Origin of the sequence: Laedolimicola ammoniilytica (genome assembly GCF_025567165.1) — a bacterium.
GTDB lineage: Bacteria > Bacillota > Clostridia > Lachnospirales > Lachnospiraceae > Laedolimicola > Laedolimicola ammoniilytica.
On sequence record NZ_JAOQKC010000006.1, the window covers coordinates 1 to 17,206 of the forward strand.

At 53.1% G+C, this 17,206-nt stretch carries 12 protein-coding genes; 1 reads left to right on the forward strand and 11 read right to left on the reverse strand.

Annotated features, from left to right (window positions below; all coding sequences use genetic code 11):
* Positions 1–14: 14 nt before the first annotated feature.
* From OCV63_RS05700 to scfA, 6 genes are all read right to left on the reverse strand, one after another.
* On the reverse strand, positions 15–323 hold the full coding sequence (locus OCV63_RS05700; protein WP_158362637.1) for a hypothetical protein: 309 nt from the start codon (positions 321–323) through the stop codon (positions 15–17).
* A 184-nt stretch (positions 324–507) separates the two neighbouring features.
* On the reverse strand, positions 508–2,226 hold the full coding sequence (gene recJ / locus OCV63_RS05705) for a single-stranded-DNA-specific exonuclease RecJ (RefSeq protein WP_158362639.1): 1,719 nt from the start codon (positions 2,224–2,226) through the stop codon (positions 508–510).
* A 21-nt stretch (positions 2,227–2,247) separates the two neighbouring features.
* Positions 2,248–3,342, reverse strand: coding sequence for a PDDEXK nuclease domain-containing protein (locus OCV63_RS05710; RefSeq protein WP_158362641.1), 1,095 nt, complete (start codon positions 3,340–3,342; stop codon positions 2,248–2,250).
* A gap of 343 nt (positions 3,343–3,685) precedes the next feature.
* Entirely contained in the window at positions 3,686–5,827 is a 2,142-nt protein-coding gene (gene secD / locus OCV63_RS05715) for a protein translocase subunit SecD (protein WP_158362643.1), read from the reverse strand.
* A gap of 6 nt (positions 5,828–5,833) precedes the next feature.
* Positions 5,834–7,198: a thioether cross-link-forming SCIFF peptide maturase gene (gene scfB / locus OCV63_RS05720; RefSeq protein WP_158362645.1), complete on the reverse strand. Its 1,365-nt coding sequence runs from the start codon at positions 7,196–7,198 to the stop codon at positions 5,834–5,836.
* Between the two features lie 79 nt (positions 7,199–7,277).
* Positions 7,278–7,421, reverse strand: a complete 144-nt coding sequence (scfA, locus tag OCV63_RS05725; protein WP_158362647.1) for a six-cysteine ranthipeptide SCIFF — start codon at positions 7,419–7,421, stop codon at positions 7,278–7,280.
* Between the two features lie 336 nt (positions 7,422–7,757).
* Between scfA and OCV63_RS05730 the strand changes: the two genes are divergently transcribed.
* Entirely contained in the window at positions 7,758–8,132 is a 375-nt protein-coding gene (locus tag OCV63_RS05730; protein ID WP_158362649.1) for a TIGR04086 family membrane protein, read from the forward strand.
* A 247-nt stretch (positions 8,133–8,379) separates the two neighbouring features.
* Here the strand turns inward: OCV63_RS05730 and OCV63_RS05735 are convergent, their stop codons facing one another.
* The 5 genes from OCV63_RS05735 to OCV63_RS05755 form a co-directional block, all read right to left on the reverse strand.
* On the reverse strand, positions 8,380–8,700 hold the full coding sequence (locus OCV63_RS05735) for a DUF1540 domain-containing protein (protein WP_158362651.1): 321 nt from the start codon (positions 8,698–8,700) through the stop codon (positions 8,380–8,382).
* A gap of 64 nt (positions 8,701–8,764) precedes the next feature.
* Positions 8,765–11,047, reverse strand: a complete 2,283-nt coding sequence (locus OCV63_RS05740; RefSeq protein ID WP_158362653.1) for a hypothetical protein — start codon at positions 11,045–11,047, stop codon at positions 8,765–8,767.
* Between the two features lie 15 nt (positions 11,048–11,062).
* Positions 11,063–12,631, reverse strand: a complete 1,569-nt coding sequence (locus tag OCV63_RS05745) for a glycosyltransferase family protein (protein WP_158362655.1) — start codon at positions 12,629–12,631, stop codon at positions 11,063–11,065.
* Entirely contained in the window at positions 12,609–14,162 is a 1,554-nt protein-coding gene (locus OCV63_RS05750) for an ArnT family glycosyltransferase (RefSeq protein WP_158362657.1), read from the reverse strand. The genes OCV63_RS05745 and OCV63_RS05750 overlap by 23 nt, the downstream gene beginning before the upstream one ends.
* A 1-nt stretch (position 14,163) precedes the next feature.
* Positions 14,164–17,199: an ArnT family glycosyltransferase gene (locus tag OCV63_RS05755; RefSeq protein ID WP_158362659.1), complete on the reverse strand. Its 3,036-nt coding sequence runs from the start codon at positions 17,197–17,199 to the stop codon at positions 14,164–14,166.
* Positions 17,200–17,206: the final 7 nt, after the last annotated feature.

Here is a 17,206-nt window from a genome sequence, read left to right on the forward strand (position 1 = left end):
GTGTTTATTATTGATCAAGTACACACTTTTTGAACCCAAAACAAGAAAAACGCTTCTGGAGTGCTGACCAAAAGCGTTTTGTCTACAGTCTGATGTTCCTTGCGGAACTGTTTATTCTGTTCAAACTTCACGCCGTTCTCAGCCACACCGACCGCTATGCAGACCATACCGTACTCGATACCCCTGCCAGTATCAAGACCGCTGACGCGCAGTGTAAATCCGTCTTTTTCTCCATAAGCCACACAGAATTCCTCGTTAAAATGCAGGCCCAAGAACTGAGCAATCTCCGCGTAACGCGCTGTTACCTTCCTGTTTGCTGTCATAACATTTTCCCTCTTATTGTCTTTCTTTTGTTTTTTGAAGCTAAGGGGTATTATAGGACATCTTCTTTCCGTATACAACCCTTTTTCGTGATTTCTATCTGTTTTTGTGCAATCTTAACAATTTAATCTGTTAATTTTCTATTTTCTTACATTTTATATGTTCACGAACCAGATCCGTCGTTTTTTATCTCCAGCTCTCGATGACTGCCTGTACGGTTCTCCGGCCCTGGAATTCGTTGATTTCCGGGTCGTAGAGCAGGCAGACGGTATCTTTGCTTTCTATGTAGTTCAAATCAGCTTCCACGTCGCCGAAGCTGATGCCCTCCAGTCGGCTGCCCTTGGCATCCTCCAGAACGGTCTTCAACACATTGCGGTTTTTGCCGATGATACGGGCGCTTTTCACCCGGACGTTCGCCGCCGCGAACAGAGGCTTGTCGTTTTCCTTGCCGAAGGGCTCCAGAAGCTCCAGCTCCCGGATGATCTGCTCGCCTGCGTACTGAATGGGCAGGACCGCGTCGTAGGGCAGCTTCGGAACCAGATCCTCGTCGGTCAGACGGCAGTTTTCATTGAGGCGTTTCCGCAAAATCTCCACGTTTTCGGTGGGAATGGACAGGCCCGCCGCCATGGGGTGGCCGCCGAATTTGGTAAATAATTCCGCCACCTTCGTCATTTCCTCAAACATATGGTAGCCCGGAATCGAACGGCCTGAGCCCTTCACACCCTCCTCCCCGTCGGTCAGCACAAAGCAGGGACGGAAATACCGCTCCCGGATCCGTCCTGCGATAATCCCTGCCAGACTTTCGTGACAATCAGGTAGATAGATCACCAGCACCCGATCCTTTCCCAGCTCTGTCTCCTCCACCAGACGGATAGCCTCTTCTGTTCCCTTCGCCGTCAGATCCTTCCGGCTATCGTTCAGGGCTTTCAGATCGCCCGCTAGCTTTTCTGCTTCTGCGGCGGTTCCGGCGCCCAGAAGCTCCAGGGCTCGCTTCGCCGTGTCCAGGCGTCCGCTGGCGTTGATACAGGGGCCGATGACAAAGCCGATATGGTAGGCGGTCAGCTTCTTCCCCTCCAGGCCGTTGACCGCCAACAGAGCCCGGTAACCGGGGTTGTCTGTCTGCTCCAGCTGCCGCAGTCCATATTTTACCAGAATCCGGTTTTCCCCGGTCAGATCCATGATGTCGCCGATGGTGGCCACTGCCGCAAACTGGGCCAGTCTCAGAAATTCTTCCCGGGGAACCCCCGCCTCCTGATAGAGTACCTCCACCAGCCGCCAGGCCACGGCCGCTCCGCAGAGCTTCTTATAGGGATAAGGACAGTCTGCCTGCTTCGGATTCACGATCACGTCCGCCGGAGGCAGAATCGTGGTGCGGGTGCCGTCCGGCTCCTCCCGGTAGGGGATCTCGTGGTGGTCGGTGACGATAACGGTCATGCCAAGTTCTTTTGCATAGGCGATTTCTTTGGCTGCGGCGATACCGTTGTCGCAGGTGACAATGGTGTCGATACCTGCCTCCTTCGCCTGTTCTATCAGGTGCTCATTGATGCCGTAGCCGTCCTTCAGTCGGTCGGGAATCACCGTATCTACCCTTGCGCCGGCTCTTCTTAAGCCTGTCACCAGAATGTGGGTGGCGTTTACGCCGTCGATATCATAATCGCCGATGATACGGATCGGCGCGCCCTCCCGGATCTTCCGAAGTAGCAGCTCCACGGCCTCCGTCATGCCTTTCATCCGCCGGGCGTCCGCCAGATCGTCCAGAGTACCGTAAAGGTAGGCCCGGACTTCCGCTTCACTTAAGCCCGCCCGGCTGCGGATCAGACGCATGGCCATGGGACTTACCCCGAATTTCTCCGCCAGCTCCTGATTGCCTTCGATTCTGGGGGCTTCGATCCACTGTTCCTTCATATATGCACAATCTCCCGTAACTCATATTTCGTATGTATCATCGTCTTCGCTTCCATTCTCATCCGATAATTGTTCTTCCAACAGTTTTTGCAAAGCTTCCTTACTCGGCAGGACTGTCTCGTATTTGCTTGCAAAAATCTGCGTATTATCCTCCGGCAAAGTCATTTCTACAACAGCATTGTTCTTGTCTCTACAAAGTATAATTCCTATCGTTGGATTCTCATCCGGCAGTTTCACTCTCCGGTCATAGTAGTGAACATACATCTGCATCTGGCCAATATCCTGATGCTTCAATTCGCCGATTTTCAAATCAAACAGAACAAAGCAACGCAACAGACGGTTGTAGAAAACCAAATCCACCATGAAATGCTCTTCGTCGAACGTAAACCGTACCTGCCTTCCGATGAAGGCAAAGCCGGTGCCAAGCTCCAGCAGGAACTGCTGCAAATGGTCGATGATACGATTCTCCAACTCGCTCTCGGAATATTCCGGCAGTTCCTTCAGGCCAAGGAACTCCAATACATACGGGTCTTTGACCGCCTCTTCCGCTTTCTCAACCTTCTGTCCTTCCAGCGCCAAACGGTAAACCTTGTCCTTATCCGTACTAAGGGCAAGGCGCTCATAGAGTGAACTGCCATATTGCCGTTTCAACTCAGCAAGGCTCCAATCATTTTTTACGGATTCAATTTCATAAAAATGGCGCTCGTCTATGTTGTCTATCCGCATGAGCTTGAGATAATGAGACCAGCTCAGATAAAACTTTCTGCCGGTGCTGACCGCAGGAAGGTTCTTGAATTGGTCAGACAGTGTCTGACTGATTTGATCCTGCGAATAAACCGTGTAAAACTGCCGCATTTGCTTCAAATTTGTCGTTGAAAATCCCTTCCCGAATTTCCCGTTAAGATATTGGGACAGTTCCTGCAAAATCTGCTTTCCATAGGCGGCTCTGTTCTGACCGTTCTGTTCTTCTTCCACAATCATTCTGCCAATTTCATAGTAAGCATAGACCATAGCGAGATTTACGGCAGTTTTGGCATTCTTTCTGGCCTGTGCCAGAACCTCGGAAACATTTTCCAGAAAACTTTGGTTAATCGAGGTGATTTCGTTTTTGCTCATACTCTTCCCCTCCTTACAGCACTTATTCATCCGTCCCATTGTCTGAACTATCCGGTATAATTTCCAAGATATCATCCTCCGTGCAGTTCATATCAACGCTTGCAATTATAAAAACTCATTATAAAATTATAGCACGCTCGTTTTGTTAAGTAAACCAATCCTGGTGACTTCTCACAAGTGCCATTGTAGGATTATAATACAATAAGTTACAATACATGGGCAAGTAGGGTGCAGGAAGTTCTTTCGTGACACGAAAGAAATTGTTCGAAAAAAGGGGATGTAAAAAACTCAATTAAGTTTTTTCACATCCCCTTTTTCCTCAATATAAAATTCCCGCAAAAGTTTAGTTCTTCTTACCCAGCTTCGTCTTCATCACATACCACAGCGCGCCTGTAATACATACAGAGGAGTACGCGCCGCAGACGATACCTACCATCAGGGGCAGGGCAAACTCACGGATAGACGCGACGCCCAGCACATACAGCACTGCAACGGTGATAAAGGTCGTCACAGAGGTATTGACGCTTCGGGACAGGGTCTGGGTGATGCTGCGGTTTACCAGCTCCTGCAGATCCGCCTTCCGTCCAGCTACTGCCAGATTCTCACGGATCCGGTCGAAGATGACGATGGTAGCATTGATGGAATAACCTACGATGGTCAGCATGCAGGCAATGAAGTTGCTGCCCACAGACAGTCTTGCCACTGCATAGAAGGCCAGTACCACCAGCACGTCATGCAGAAGAGCCGCCACCGCGCTGGTCGCGAACCGGATATCCTTGAACCGGAACCAGATGTACAGCAGCATGAACAGGGCTGCCAGCAGTACAGCGGTGATGGCGTCGGAACGCATCTCGCTGCTGATTGCCGCACCGATGTTCTCGATAGCGATCTGATTCTCATCTACGTCAAACTTCTCCACCAGAGCCTGGCACAGGGCCTCTCGGGTCTCCAGATCCAGGGCTCTGGTCTTCACGATGACATCGTTGCTGCCGTCTACCTTCTGGGCCTGAATCTCATTGCTTCCGATAACCTCGCTTACCACCGGCTTCACAGTCTCGTCGATCTCCTGAATGGACAGGGCCTCATTCATCGGAATGGTAATGCTGGTACCGCCCTGGAACTCCAGGCTGTAATTCAGCGCGCCCTTACCCTTGGATCCGTTCACGCCCATCACTGCCAGTCCGCCCAGAATCAGCACTGCGGAAATCACAAAGCAGATATTTTTCTTGCTGAGGAAGTTTATGGTCTTACGCTCCTTCTGAATACCGTAAAGCTTCGCATCCTGAAGACCCAGCGCGTAAAACGCGTTCATAACCAGTCTGGTTATCACCAGGGCCGTAAACATGGAAACCACGATACTTAAAGCCAGCGTATGGGCAAAGCCCTTAACCGATCCGGAGCCCTTCAGGCTCAGGATAATCGCCGCAATCAGCGTAGTAATGTTGCCGTCCAGGATAGCGGACAGCGCTTTCTGGAAGCCCGTCTTAATAGAACCCTTTACCGACTTGCCTGCGCCAATCTCCTCCCGGATACGGGCAAAGATAATAACGTTGGCGTCCACGGCCATACCGATACCCAGGATAATACCTGCGATACCCGGCAGGGTCAGGGTAATCTCAAAGGCATTTAAAAGTCCCAGTGTCAGACCCACGTAAGAGGTCAGCGCAATACCGGCAGCCACACCCGGCAGACGGTACATCACAATCATGAAAATTACAACCAGCGCAAAGCCGATGATTCCGGCCAGCAGACTGGTACGGATAGCGTCAGCGCCGAGCTGCGCACCTACTACCTTGGACTGGATCTCCTCCAGCTCCACCTTCAGGGAACCGATGCGGATGGTGGAAGCCAGCTGCTCAGCCGCCTCATAGGACTCCATATTGGTGATGGCTGCATTACCGTTGGTGATAGCATTCTGTACGGTGGGCGCGCTGATGGTCTCGCCGTCGTATACGATGGCAATGCGGGAACCGATATTAGCCGCAGTCGCCTCCGCAAACTTCTCGGCGCCCTCGTCCGTCAAAGTCAGAGCCACTTCATAATCGACATTGTTCAGATTGTCCTTGTAGGTTTTTGCCTCTGCCGTCTTGATATCCGTTCCGGACAGCAGTTCGTTACCGGACATATCCTGGAAGGAAAGAGAGCCAGGCTTTCCAAGTTCTTCCAGGATCGCGTTGGCGTCGGTCACGCCCGGAATCTCTATGTTGATCCGGTTGTCTCCCTGGGGATAAACCTGCGCCTCGGTGCTGTAGCCCTCCACACGCTTCTGCAGCTTGTAGATGGTGTCGTTCATCTCCTCGGCGCTGGGCGTCTCTCCCTTTGCCTGATAGGTAATGCTTACGCCGCCTGCCAGGTCAAGACCCAGCGGAATGTTCTTTGCGGCTCCTGTTTTGTTCTCGCCCACTCCTACGGCAGCCAGTGCCAGCAGTCCCGCTGTCACTGCCACAGTCAAAATCAGGCTGATGATTCCTGTATTCTTCTTCATGATTCTTTATTCTCCTTGTCCAGCCGTAGCTGCCTTAATCATAATCGCGCATTCCACACGCTTTCTCTGAAGCTCGCAGCCAATGTCATAAGCGTCGTTGATACTTCCATGGAAATTGTAGGAGTTGGCCGCGCAGCCGCCGCTGCAGTAGAACTTGGCGAAGCACTTCTGGCATTTCTCCTTTGCGTAGACATTACAGCACTTGAATTCATCGCGGAGCTCCTCATTTTTCACGCCGTCCCAGACATTTCCCATGAGGAACTTCTCATTTCCCACGAACTGATGACAGGGGTACAGATCGCCCCAGGGAGTCACAGCCAGGTACTCGGTTCCGGATCCGCAGCCGGACAGACGCTTGTATACACAGGGGCCTCCGGTCAGGTCAATCATGAAGTGGAAGAAGTTGAAATCATTTTCCTTGCCGTGACGCTTCACCATCTCAGCCGCCAGCTTATCGTACTGCTGGCAGATAAAGGGGATATCCTCCTCGCGGATAGCGTAATCCTCCTCCGGCGGCGCTACAACCGGCTCTACGGACACCTGCTTGAAGCCTAAATCTGCCATATGCAGCACGTCCTCACAGAAATCCAGGTTGTTGTGGGTAAAGGTACCGCGCACATAGTAATTCGTCTGGTTCCGGCTGTCCGCCAGCTTCTGGAACTTGGGAACAATGATATCGTAGCTGCCATGCCCGTTCCGGAAAGGACGCATCTTATCGTTGACTTCCTTTCGTCCGTCGATACTTAAGACTACGTTGCTCATCTCTTTGTTGACAAACTCCTGCACCTCGTCATTTAAGAGGATGCCGTTGGTGGTCAGCGTGAAACGGAACTTCTTATCGTGAAGCTTCTCCTGCTCCCGTCCATAGGCCACCAGATCCTTTACCACCTGCCAGTTCATCAGCGGCTCGCCTCCGAAGAAGTCCACCTCCAGATTCCGGCGGCTTCCGGAATTGGCAATCAGGAAGTCCAGCGCCTGCTTTCCTACCTCATAGGTCATCAGCGCTCTGCGTCCGTGGTATTCGCCCTCCTCCGCGAAGCAGTAGCGACAGGCCAGGTTACAGTCATGGGCAATATGCAGACACAGGGCCTTCACTACGGTAGAACGCTTCTTGAAATCAATGATCTTGTCCTTGTATGTATCTTCTGTAAAGAGGACACCCTGTTTTTTAAGATCCTCCACATCTTCCAGTACTTCGCGGATATCGCTCTCGGGCCAGCGGTCCTTTAACCGAACCACAATCTCCTCCGGCTGACAGGCCTCGTCCACCAGGCCAATCACCTCATATGCCAGCTCGTCCACCACATGAACCGCGCCGCTATTCACGTCCAGGACGATATAATATCCATTGTTATAATAACGATGTATCATGTTTTCTCCTTAAATATCTTTGAGCGATCAAATACCCCGCCGTCAGCGGCGGGGTATTCTAAACGCTTTTTTTAATGCCTTATTTATGCTGCTCGCATGTCTGGTTTCCTACGGTGCAGGATGTCTTACATGCTGACTGGCAGGATGTCTGGCACTCTCCGCAGCCACCTTTTTTCACGGTATTCTGCAGAATCTGTGTGTTCAGTGTCTGAATATGCTTCATCTTGGTTTCCCTCCTGTCTCTCTATCGTTACTGCTCACTCCGTTCTCAGTAACACGTTTCGCGATGCACAGAAATTACGCATTTGCGTAATTTCGCGCTTGCACAACTCGGGATTTTGGCATATCCATGCCAAAACACCTCGCGGAACAGCATCTGTGGACAGTAACTTTATTTCTTCCAGGGCTTATGGATATCATGCCCTGTAGTTACAGAACAGTATAGCATAAATGCCGTGATTTTAAAAGCTTTTTTTTCTATGCATGGATGAAAATTTCCTCTCATATACTGAACCAGAAAGGCGGCTCCTGCAGATGCCGCCCGTGGGGAGGTATTCATATGGATAAAATGAAGCATTACCAGGGCGCGGCCCTACGGCTGTTGAAGGCCCTGCTGGCCGCCTATATTGTCACCGGGCTGTTGCTGCTTCTGCTGGCTCTGCTGCTCTATAAGCTGCGTCTGTCCGAGGCGGTCATAAATCTTGGGATCACTGCCATTTACCTTTTGGCCTGCTTTCTGACCGGCTTTCTCCTGGGTAAAATGATGAAAACCCGCAAGTACCTCTGGGGTGCGGCAGGCGGCCTCCTGTATTTCGCCCTGCTGGCTCTGATCTCCCTGGCCGCCCGCCAGGGCTTCTCCGGAACGCCCTCCAGCCTCCTGACTACACTGCTGCTCTGCATGGCCGGAGGGTGCTTCGGGGGGATGTTGTCGTGAGAGATTATATGCCTGCCCCGGGGGCCGGGTGCTCAACCGGGGAACTTCTGTGGGTTTTTCGAAGCGACAAGCAGATTGGCAGCACCTGAAGGAGGCACTGTTTGAGGCCCTTCAGGGCCGAGTTTGCCGGTCAGGTGCGTATAGGCCATCTGCGAGGAGCAGAAAAACCCACACAGTTCCCTGGGAGAGCATCTGGTTCCCGGGGCACCACATAATTCTCCTACCGTATATAGCAGTTCCCTGCCCCTTACTCGCACTTGCAGCGGAACGTAGCGCACTCCGTCTCCCCACACTCGCAGGCTGCTCCGCCCGCGATCCCGATGTGCTTCGCCGTGCATCTGCAATCTTCATTGAAGGTACAGTCACAGGCTCCGCAGGCCACCTCCGTATTTTTCGTGGGGATGTCCACCGCGCTCAGGGCCTGTCCCGCGTCCCGCTCCCGGAAGCTCCGGCAGCAGGTTTCCCGGGAATGCTTCGCATTTTGGCCGGATACCTCGATATTGTCCTTGCAGCAGCACCGCTCCTTATTGTAGAGACAGCTGCTCACCGTACAGTCCAGTTTTGTCATCGCACACATACCTCCTGAAAGTTATCATAAAGCTTCTTCGCTAGTATGTGTGATTCACCTGATTCTATGCGTTCTTTGTGTTCTTTTTCCGTCTGAAAATAAAAATGCAAAGGCCTGCCAAAGCCGTCAGGGAAACCAGCCGTCCCCCCTGGATATACCAGGGCTCCCGGTAAACAACCCGCACCGTTCCACTCGTCTGCTCCGGCAGGTACACCCGCAGCACGCCGCCGTCGCCCACGCCGGTCTGAAGGGCTGTTCCATCCGCAAGCTCCGCCTGATAATCCGGGTACCAGGTCAGGGATACGTCCACAAAGCTCTCCCCGTCGCCCGCCTTCTCATAGGTAAAACCGGCCGTCGGCTTCTCCGTTCTCGTACAGTCGGAAAGGGTCACGCCCTCCGAAGCCACAAAGATATTCTCCCGGTTCCACATACGGAAGCTGTTGGAGTGCTCCACATCGATAAAATACATCACATCCACCTGGGCCTGCTCCCGCTGATACTGATTCAGACAGGTATATCTGGGAAAGGCCTCCTCGTTATAGCGGTTGACATAAATCAGACTGCACGCCAGACCTAAGCTCCCGACGCCCAGATACAGAAGCTTCCGAATCTCCCGCCTCTCGCCCAGCCGCCAGACTGCCTCCGCCGTCACCGGACACAGCAAAGCCGTGGAGATGGCCAGGCAGCGCCAGGGCAGCTGCAGTGTGGTCACCGCCCTGCTGACAAGACCGATGCTCTGCACCTTATCCCAGGGGAAATAACTGGTGGAAGCGTAGATTCCAAGAAGTGCCAGCACAAGCGCCATCATGCAGGTACGAAGTGTCTTATCCTGCTTCCGCTTTTCCTCCTGCACCCACACATAGAGGAAGGCCGCCACGCCCAGAAGCAGCACCAGCCCCACCGTACAGGGCATCTCCCCGCTATTTTCCAGGCCTGCGTACATCCGCTCGGTGGGATTCATCATCAGCACATCAAAAAGCTTCGGCAGCGTGGTCGTCCACCAGCTCAAGGTACTCTCCACTGAAAATACATGGAACGGATACGCGCTGTGCTGCAGAATCGGCAGCATCAGCCCCAGATTCAAAAGCACCGTACTGCCCGCCGCTGCAAGAAGCGCCCGGAACCGTCCCTTTTCCCGGAGTCGTCCGATATACAGAAGGCCGAACAGACCGCCGAAGCAGACCGCCAGCTCTGTGGACAGAATGTGGCACTGCATCACACCGGTGAAGCCAAGGGCCGCCAGATACCACTTTTTCTCATTTCCCAGGAACAGCTCATACATCCCCCACATCACAAGAGGGAGGAAAATCATAGCCATGCCCTCGCCCAGGGCCGCCCGGGTGTACAGATCGATGAGTCGGTAGATGGACAGTGTGTAGAGAAAGGCCGCCAGAAGTCCCTTTTCCTTCGAACGGAATACACCTGAGAAGGAACGGTAGCTCACAAAGGCCGTCGCTCCGTGTACCAACAGCAGAAGCAGACGGTAACAGCCAATCAGCGACATGCCGAGGCACCCGAAGATCGCCGGGATATACAGAAACAGTTCCGGATAGAAAATCGAGGATCCATAGCCATAGCCGTGTAGGAAGGTGCTGTGCAGCTTCACCGGGAACTGCCCACTCTTCATTGCCTCCTGAATGCCCTGAATCCGGTTGAACTGGTAATAAAGATCGTTTCCGTCCAGCACATAGGGGAAGCAGAGCGGCAGTGACGCCGCCAGCACCGCCACGCCCAGCACCAGAAGAGCCCGTTTTTCCGCCCGATCCGGCTCGCCCCATTTCATGCGTCCCAAAAGAATCAGCAGAGAGGCAAGAACGATCAGTCCCATCAAAATGAACGGATCCTGATACATCCGCCCGGTGCTGGTCAGATAGAGGCTGGTAATATTGAAGTCCCCCTCCCCATCGTACCACACCCGGAAGCTGATATCCTCCAGAGATTCTGTGACCTGAAAGGTAGTCTCCAGTAATTCGCCGTTCTTTCCGAGAGCACTTTCCGCCACCAGCTGTCCCTCGGTGTTATCCTCATTCAAATGTCTGGGGCTGTAGATCTCCAGTCGGTTTCCGTCGCCCTCCGACCAGGCCACCGCCTGAATCCGATAGGTACCCCGCTGAAGGGTTACACACTCCGCTGCAGCCACGGTTCCCTGAAAACCCGGTTCCGCCTTAAGCACCGGATCCTCGTCCTCCGTCAGCTGCACGCTCTTTTCCGCCTCTGTGGGGATCTCCAGATCCGGCGCTGTGAATTCCCGTTCATAATAAGTCTGCATGGGCGCTGCGGCCACCAGCAGAAGCAATACGACCGTGGCCAGCAGCTGTCCCCTGTATTTCATCCAAAAACCTTTCATCCTCTTTCTCCCGTCTTACCCTTTTGTCCGGTCCGGCACTTTGCCATGTTTTCGAAGCCAGCTGTTTACCCGGTCAGACAGCTCCGACAGTCCCGCGGCCGCCATGGGCAGCATCATCACAAAATAGGGCAGGATATACCGCCCCTTGGCCTCCCAGAGCATGTGGAACAGAAAGCCGCCGAAGATGACGGTTATCAGCACCAATACAGACAGATCCTTCTTCCGCCAAAAGCCGTACAGCAGCCACAGAAATACGCCGCCGTAAATCAGGCTCTGATACTGATTCATAAACCATTCAAAAACGGTGTGCAGTGTTCCGTTAAAAATGCTGTCCGCCACCGCCCCTCTGGGGTCATCCCCACCGATGTGGGTCATAGCGTAACATTCATAAGTGGGATCGTTCCACTCACTGGCAAATTTCCCCACAAAAAAGCGGAGCGCGTACTTGGGATGATGCACAAATTCTGAGGCCGAAGTCCGGATGTCCTGCTTCGCCATGGCCTCCGAGGCCGCATAGTCAAAATCCGATACACCCCAGTAATTATGTAAGATATAACCGTTGGACCAGCCGGGCGCTCCCTCGCCCTGCTGCATACCCATGGCCACATAGAGCAGCATGGGCGCTCCCCGGTTCAACTCTATGCCGGAGCGGGCTTCGTAACTGCTGCGCAGGGCTGTCCGGGCTCCCCCGAAGGTCAGCACCAGAAGCAGCGCGGCCACCAGCGGCCGGATATTCCGCTCTCCCAGAGCCGTCGTCACCAGAATCAGCACAAAGGCCAGCAGGAGAATGAGGCAGTTATTGCGGACCAGGCAGGCCAGGGCGCAGGTGACGCAGGCAAAGGCCAGCCACAGCAGTCTCTTTTGTCCCACCCCCTGCTTCCGGTATTCCAGAAAGCCCAGAATCGCCAGTGCGGAAAAGGTGATGGACGGAATCTCACCGTACACAAACACCACATAGAACAGCAGCGGGAAGCAGGCAGCCGCCAGCAGCAGGTAATATATCCAGGCCTGCTTCCGATTCGTCAGCACCCGGGTAATCCGATACCCCGCGTACAGGGTCACCGCCGCACCCACACAGTTCAGATATTCAAAGGCCACATAATTGCCATTGCCAAACAGAGCGAAGGTCAGCTCGATGAGCGCGGTCAGTCCCAGCTGATGGGGATGAATAAACAGATATTTCTCATAGGAATCGATGGTGAGCATCTCATAATTGCCCTCCCGGAACTGGGCCGCCGCCGTGCAGACTGAATTCTGATCACCCAGGGGCAGGCACTTGGCCGCGCCCACCCACCAGATACCGAAAACCAGGGCGTACAGGCACACAGCGCCTGCCAGAATACGGATGCGGCGCTCCTGCCCCTCTTCCTTTTTCAGCATCCAGCCGGAAAAACGGTACATCAGAAAGGTCAGTAATCCACAGATCAGCAGAACCAGTGGAAAGATATCCCCCTTTGTGTGGGGGATTTCCTCATAGGTCAGCGCAAAATACGAGGTCAGAAACAGGCTGAAGCCTGTCAGAACTCCGAACAGAATCAGTCCCAGAACCGATACGGTCCTGTCAGCCAGCTTTAACAGCTTCATCCTTCGTCCTCCATCTTCCCACCGCGTCGCCCAGCTCCGAAAGCCCCGCCGCGGCCATGGGAATCATGATAATAAAATAGGGAAGCACATAGCGGGATTTCGCCTCCCAGAGCTCATGGAACAACACGCCTCCCAGTACGCCGATCAGGAGAATGTACCATTCCACCGACCGCTTTTCCTTCCGCCGATACAAAAGCAGAAAGAGGATGCTGCCGTAGATCAGCAGCTGGTAGGGATCCATGAAATGCTCCAGCAGCTTCTTGATGTTTCCGTCATACATACTGATACCCAGGGCATTTCGTTCCAGATCCGTAGCGTGAGTCATAATAAAACAGCCATACGTCGGATCATTCCACTGACTGGTGAATTTCCGGAAATAGAAATCCACCGCGTAGAGCGGATCCTTCAGAAATCCCTTGGCACGCGCCTTAATTTCTGCAATTCCAAGCACTTTTGCCGTCGGGCCGTGATACAGGCACACATCCTGATATGTATACATGGAATATCCATTATACCAGCCTGCCTCTTTATCCCCCTCCTGCATACCCATGGCAATCCAGAGAACCGATGGCATGCCATCATTTAATTCCATCCCTGATTTTTCTTCATAATACCGATATAATGTCTCGCGGCTTCCCAGAATCCCAGCGCCCATAAGCAAAATACAAAGCAGATAAATCCATTTCTTTTCTGAAATTGCTTTTACCACAAGTACGCAGCAGACCGCAATCAAAATAATCAGACTATTGCTGCGCAGCAGCACCGCCAGACTGGCCGCAAGAATCATTCCCAGAATATAACGTTTTTTCCCTGTTTTCAATAAAGACAGGGTCTGCCATATCAATACTACCGACATAAAAATGGCAACCACATCACTGTATACATAAGCGCTGAAAATTAGAAACGGAAAGCAAACCGCTGCCAACAGCAAATAGCTTACTTCTACTTTTCTTCTGTCAAAAAGCAATGCTGTAATCCGATACCCTGCATAAACTGTACCGGTAATTTCCAGAACATTTAGTAACTGAAACGCCGTATAATTATTAACCCCGAACAGATAAAACACCAGTTCTTCGAAGGCTGCCAGACTAATTTGAAACGGATAATAATACAGATATTTACTGTATCCCAGTCGTCCATAATCCCCTTCCAGGAACCGTTCCGCACTGCTTGTCACCATGGCCTGATCGGACACCGGCGTGCTCACAGCCAGCAATACCCATGCCGTTCCAAAAGCTATACACCACAGAAGAACGCACGCCAGTATAAACTGCACCTGTTTTTTCCCACGTTGTCCATCCTCCGATACCCTGTCTGCAATCGCATAAATGATGCCGCCAATCAGCAGCGCCGCCAACAGTGTCAGCGGAAAGCATGCTATTTTCACATACGGAATTTCTCCATTATAATCGGCCGCAAAATACCTGGTAAAGATCAGGCCCGTCCCCGTAAGCAACACAAAAATCACCGTGCTCAGGAACCAGACCACCTTACAGGACAGGGTCTCCAGTGTCCAATGTATCTTTTTCATGTCATTCCTCTTTTTTCACTCTTTTTTCTGCTTTATCGCAGATGGCTGCCAGTCCTTCTGCTGCTGCCGGGAGCAGGAGCACAAAGTAGAACAGGCCGTAGCGTCCCTTGACCTCCCAGGCCAGATGGAACAGGAAACCGCCCAGCAGAATCAGCATGGGAAGGCTCTGCTCGATACTCTTTTGCCGTCGGAACCAGAGGATGGCAAAGCCTGCCGCCCCCAGGAAAATCAGCGACTGAAAGCCGTTCATAAAGAAGGCCAGCGCCGGTGTCTCCTGACTGCCGGAAGTCACCTGACAGCCGTAGCTGGGATCGTTCCACTGACTGACAAACTTCCGCACAAAGAAAACTGCGGCTGCCTTCGGATTCTCCCTGAAGCCCTCCAGGGATACAGATATGGCTGTCTTTGCCAGTTCGTCCGCCTTTTCCGCATCGTAACCTGCCTCGTCCTTATAGACCTGATCCGGAAATTCGTTCCACCAGCCGGAGCTCATGCCGTCGCCCTGCAGACCCATGGCCACCCAGAGAGATTTCGGCATCCCCTCCGAGAGGGGCCAGCCGCTGCGTGCCTCGTAGAGCTTCGTCATGGCAGGTTGGGCCAGCAGGATGACTGCCGCCAGCGGAACCAGCCACAGGGCCAGCCGCCGCTTCCGCTCCCCGATGGCTTTCACCAGCATCACGATGCCGATGGCCACCACCGCAATCAACGCGTTATTTTTCATATAAACCGCGCACACCAGCGCCAAGGTCATGCATACAAACTGCCACAGCTTCTTCTCCTGCAGCCACGTAAGGAACATCCAGAGGGCCAGCGATACTGCCGCAATGGCCAGCACCTCGCCGTAAATCACGTTGGTATAGATGAGCACCGGGATGCAGTCTGCCGCCAGCAGCAGGTAGTTCACCTTCGCCCGGTCATTTTCATACAGAAGGCCGGTGATCCGATAGCCGCAGAATACCAGCAGCAGGACGCCCAGTGTATTCAGGGTCCGGAAAGCCAGGAAATTCTCATAGCCGAATATCCGGTAAACCAGCTCCAGAAGCAAAGCCTGGCCTGCCTGATGGGGATAGGTATAGAGATAATCCATGGCGCTCTCCCCCACGTCTCCGGTGGCAAAACCGCCCGCGATGGCGTGAATATACAGGGGATCCGCCCGGAGGGCGCTCTTCGCCAGCAGATTCCAGGCTGTACAGAACACCGCGCAGTGTATCAGTACCGCCAGAAGGAGCAGATTCAGGTTCCGCTTCCGGTTCTCTTCTTTTTTCAGAAGCTGCTTTCCTGCGAAATACAGAACCGCCAGACCCGCCGCCACAAAAAGCAGAATCAGAGGCGCCGGATCCATTTTCTGAAGGGGTACCTCCAGATCGTTGCTCTCATAGACAGTCGTAAAGACCAGGCTGTACAGGAACAGAAATGCGCTGGGAACGCCGGCCAGCAAAAGAATCGCCTTGCCGCCGAAGCCCTCCAGATGACTGGTCAGTCCTTTTACCCGCTCCTGCGTCCGTCCCTTTTTCCACCACTGGGACAGCTTCTGAATGAACAGATCCCAACCGCAGCAGGCGCAGGGAAGCATCATCATAAAATATGGGAATACATACCGGGATTTTGCCTCCCAGAAAATGTAAAAAATGAAACCGCCGATAGCCACGATGATCAGGCCCAGCTTCTCCACCGGAATCTTCTTTCGAATCATCAACAGTAGGAACAGCAGCGCGCCCCAGTAAATCAGGGACTGGTAGATGTCCATCACCCGCACGAAGGGCTTCCACAGGTCGCCCTTGTACAGCCGATCCATGAAAGCGCTCCGCTCGGACCAGCGGTGGTTGGTCTCCACCTGGCAGGCATAGGTCGGCTCACTCCACTGGCTGACAATCTTGCGCTTATAGAAATCCAGCATATAGGCGGGATCCCCCTTGAACCGTTCCATGGACTCCGCGATGACCTCTTTCGCCATCTCAGTGGCCACCTCCTGATCCCGGCCCGCTTCATCTACGAACAGATCCCAGGCCAGACCGTTGTACCACCCCGCCTCCTTACCGTCCTCGCCCTCCTGGGTCGCCATGGCCACCCAGAGAATGGAAGGCATGGGATGGCGGAGATCTACGCCCAGACGGTTCTCATACACCTTAATCAGGCCCATATGACCCACGAAATAGACTGCGATACAGCAGAACAGCGCCAGCACGTGGCGGATCTTCTTATCACCGATGGCTTTGACCACCAGCACGCAGGCCATGGCCGCCAGCACGATATAGCAGTTGCTCCGGATCAGGCAGGCTGCCGCGATGGCCAGGGCCATGTACAGGATATCCCGTTTTCTCTGCTTCCGGAGATACAGGAGCATCGTATAGATGGACAGCATGGAAAATAAAATCGAGAGTACCTCGCCGTAGATAAAGGGTACATAAATGATCAAAGGCCAGCAGCCCAGTATCAGGAGTAGGAAATAAACGCCGGTCTCTTCCCGTCCGGAGATCTCCCTGGTCAGCTTGTACCCAGTCAGTACCAGACAGGACGCCGCCACCGCGTTCAGCGCCTGGAACATCCGGTAATTCTCCCAGCCCGCGATACGGTAAAGCGTCTCCAAAACCGAGATGATGCCCAACTGCTGGGTGTAAGAGGTGATGTAGTCGATGTCGTGGGCGCTGATATCATTGATGCCGTTGGCGAACTGATTGCCGAAGAAGGAAATCATCTCCCCGTCCCACATCATATGATAATGGCATAAAAAGGCCCAGATAAAACCGAAGATTCCCACATAGGCACAGGAAAAGACCAGTAAAATCCGGGTATTGCGCTTTCTGTGCGCCTCGTCTTTCAGGATGATTTTCGCTGCATAAAACAGCAGAAAAATGACGACCGCCATAGACAGCAATGACAGAACAACCGGATCCTTTACAAGCTCCAGTTCCTCTGTCCTGTTGGCGGTAAACTCTTCTGTGTAAAATAAGCTGTAAAGGGACAGGAATCCCAAAATGAGGATTCCTATCCCTGCTGCCACGCGGCTGCAAAAATATTCAAACTTTTTTGTATCCATAAATTAT

Excerpts from the sequence above, each read along its gene's own strand:
- OCV63_RS05740 (WP_158362653.1), bottom strand. The coding sequence starts at position 11,047 with ATGAAAGGTTTTTGGATGAAATACAGGGGACAGCTGCTGGCCACGGTC.
- scfA (WP_158362647.1), bottom strand. The coding sequence starts at position 7,421 with ATGAAGCATATTCAGACACTGAACACACAGATTCTGCAGAATACCGTG.
- secD (WP_158362643.1), bottom strand. The coding sequence starts at position 5,827 with ATGAAGAAGAATACAGGAATCATCAGCCTGATTTTGACTGTGGCAGTG.
- OCV63_RS05750 (WP_158362657.1), bottom strand. The coding sequence starts at position 14,162 with ATGAAAAAGATACATTGGACACTGGAGACCCTGTCCTGTAAGGTGGTC.
- OCV63_RS05710 (WP_158362641.1), bottom strand. The coding sequence starts at position 3,342 with ATGAGCAAAAACGAAATCACCTCGATTAACCAAAGTTTTCTGGAAAAT.
- recJ (WP_158362639.1), bottom strand. The coding sequence starts at position 2,226 with ATGAAGGAACAGTGGATCGAAGCCCCCAGAATCGAAGGCAATCAGGAG.
- OCV63_RS05755 (WP_158362659.1), bottom strand. The coding sequence starts at position 17,199 with ATGGATACAAAAAAGTTTGAATATTTTTGCAGCCGCGTGGCAGCAGGG.
- OCV63_RS05745 (WP_158362655.1), bottom strand. The coding sequence starts at position 12,631 with ATGAAGCTGTTAAAGCTGGCTGACAGGACCGTATCGGTTCTGGGACTG.
- OCV63_RS05700 (WP_158362637.1), bottom strand. The coding sequence starts at position 323 with ATGACAGCAAACAGGAAGGTAACAGCGCGTTACGCGGAGATTGCTCAG.
- scfB (WP_158362645.1), bottom strand. The coding sequence starts at position 7,198 with ATGATACATCGTTATTATAACAATGGATATTATATCGTCCTGGACGTG.
- OCV63_RS05730 (WP_158362649.1), top strand. The coding sequence starts at position 7,758 with ATGGATAAAATGAAGCATTACCAGGGCGCGGCCCTACGGCTGTTGAAG.
- OCV63_RS05735 (WP_158362651.1), bottom strand. The coding sequence starts at position 8,700 with ATGACAAAACTGGACTGTACGGTGAGCAGCTGTCTCTACAATAAGGAG.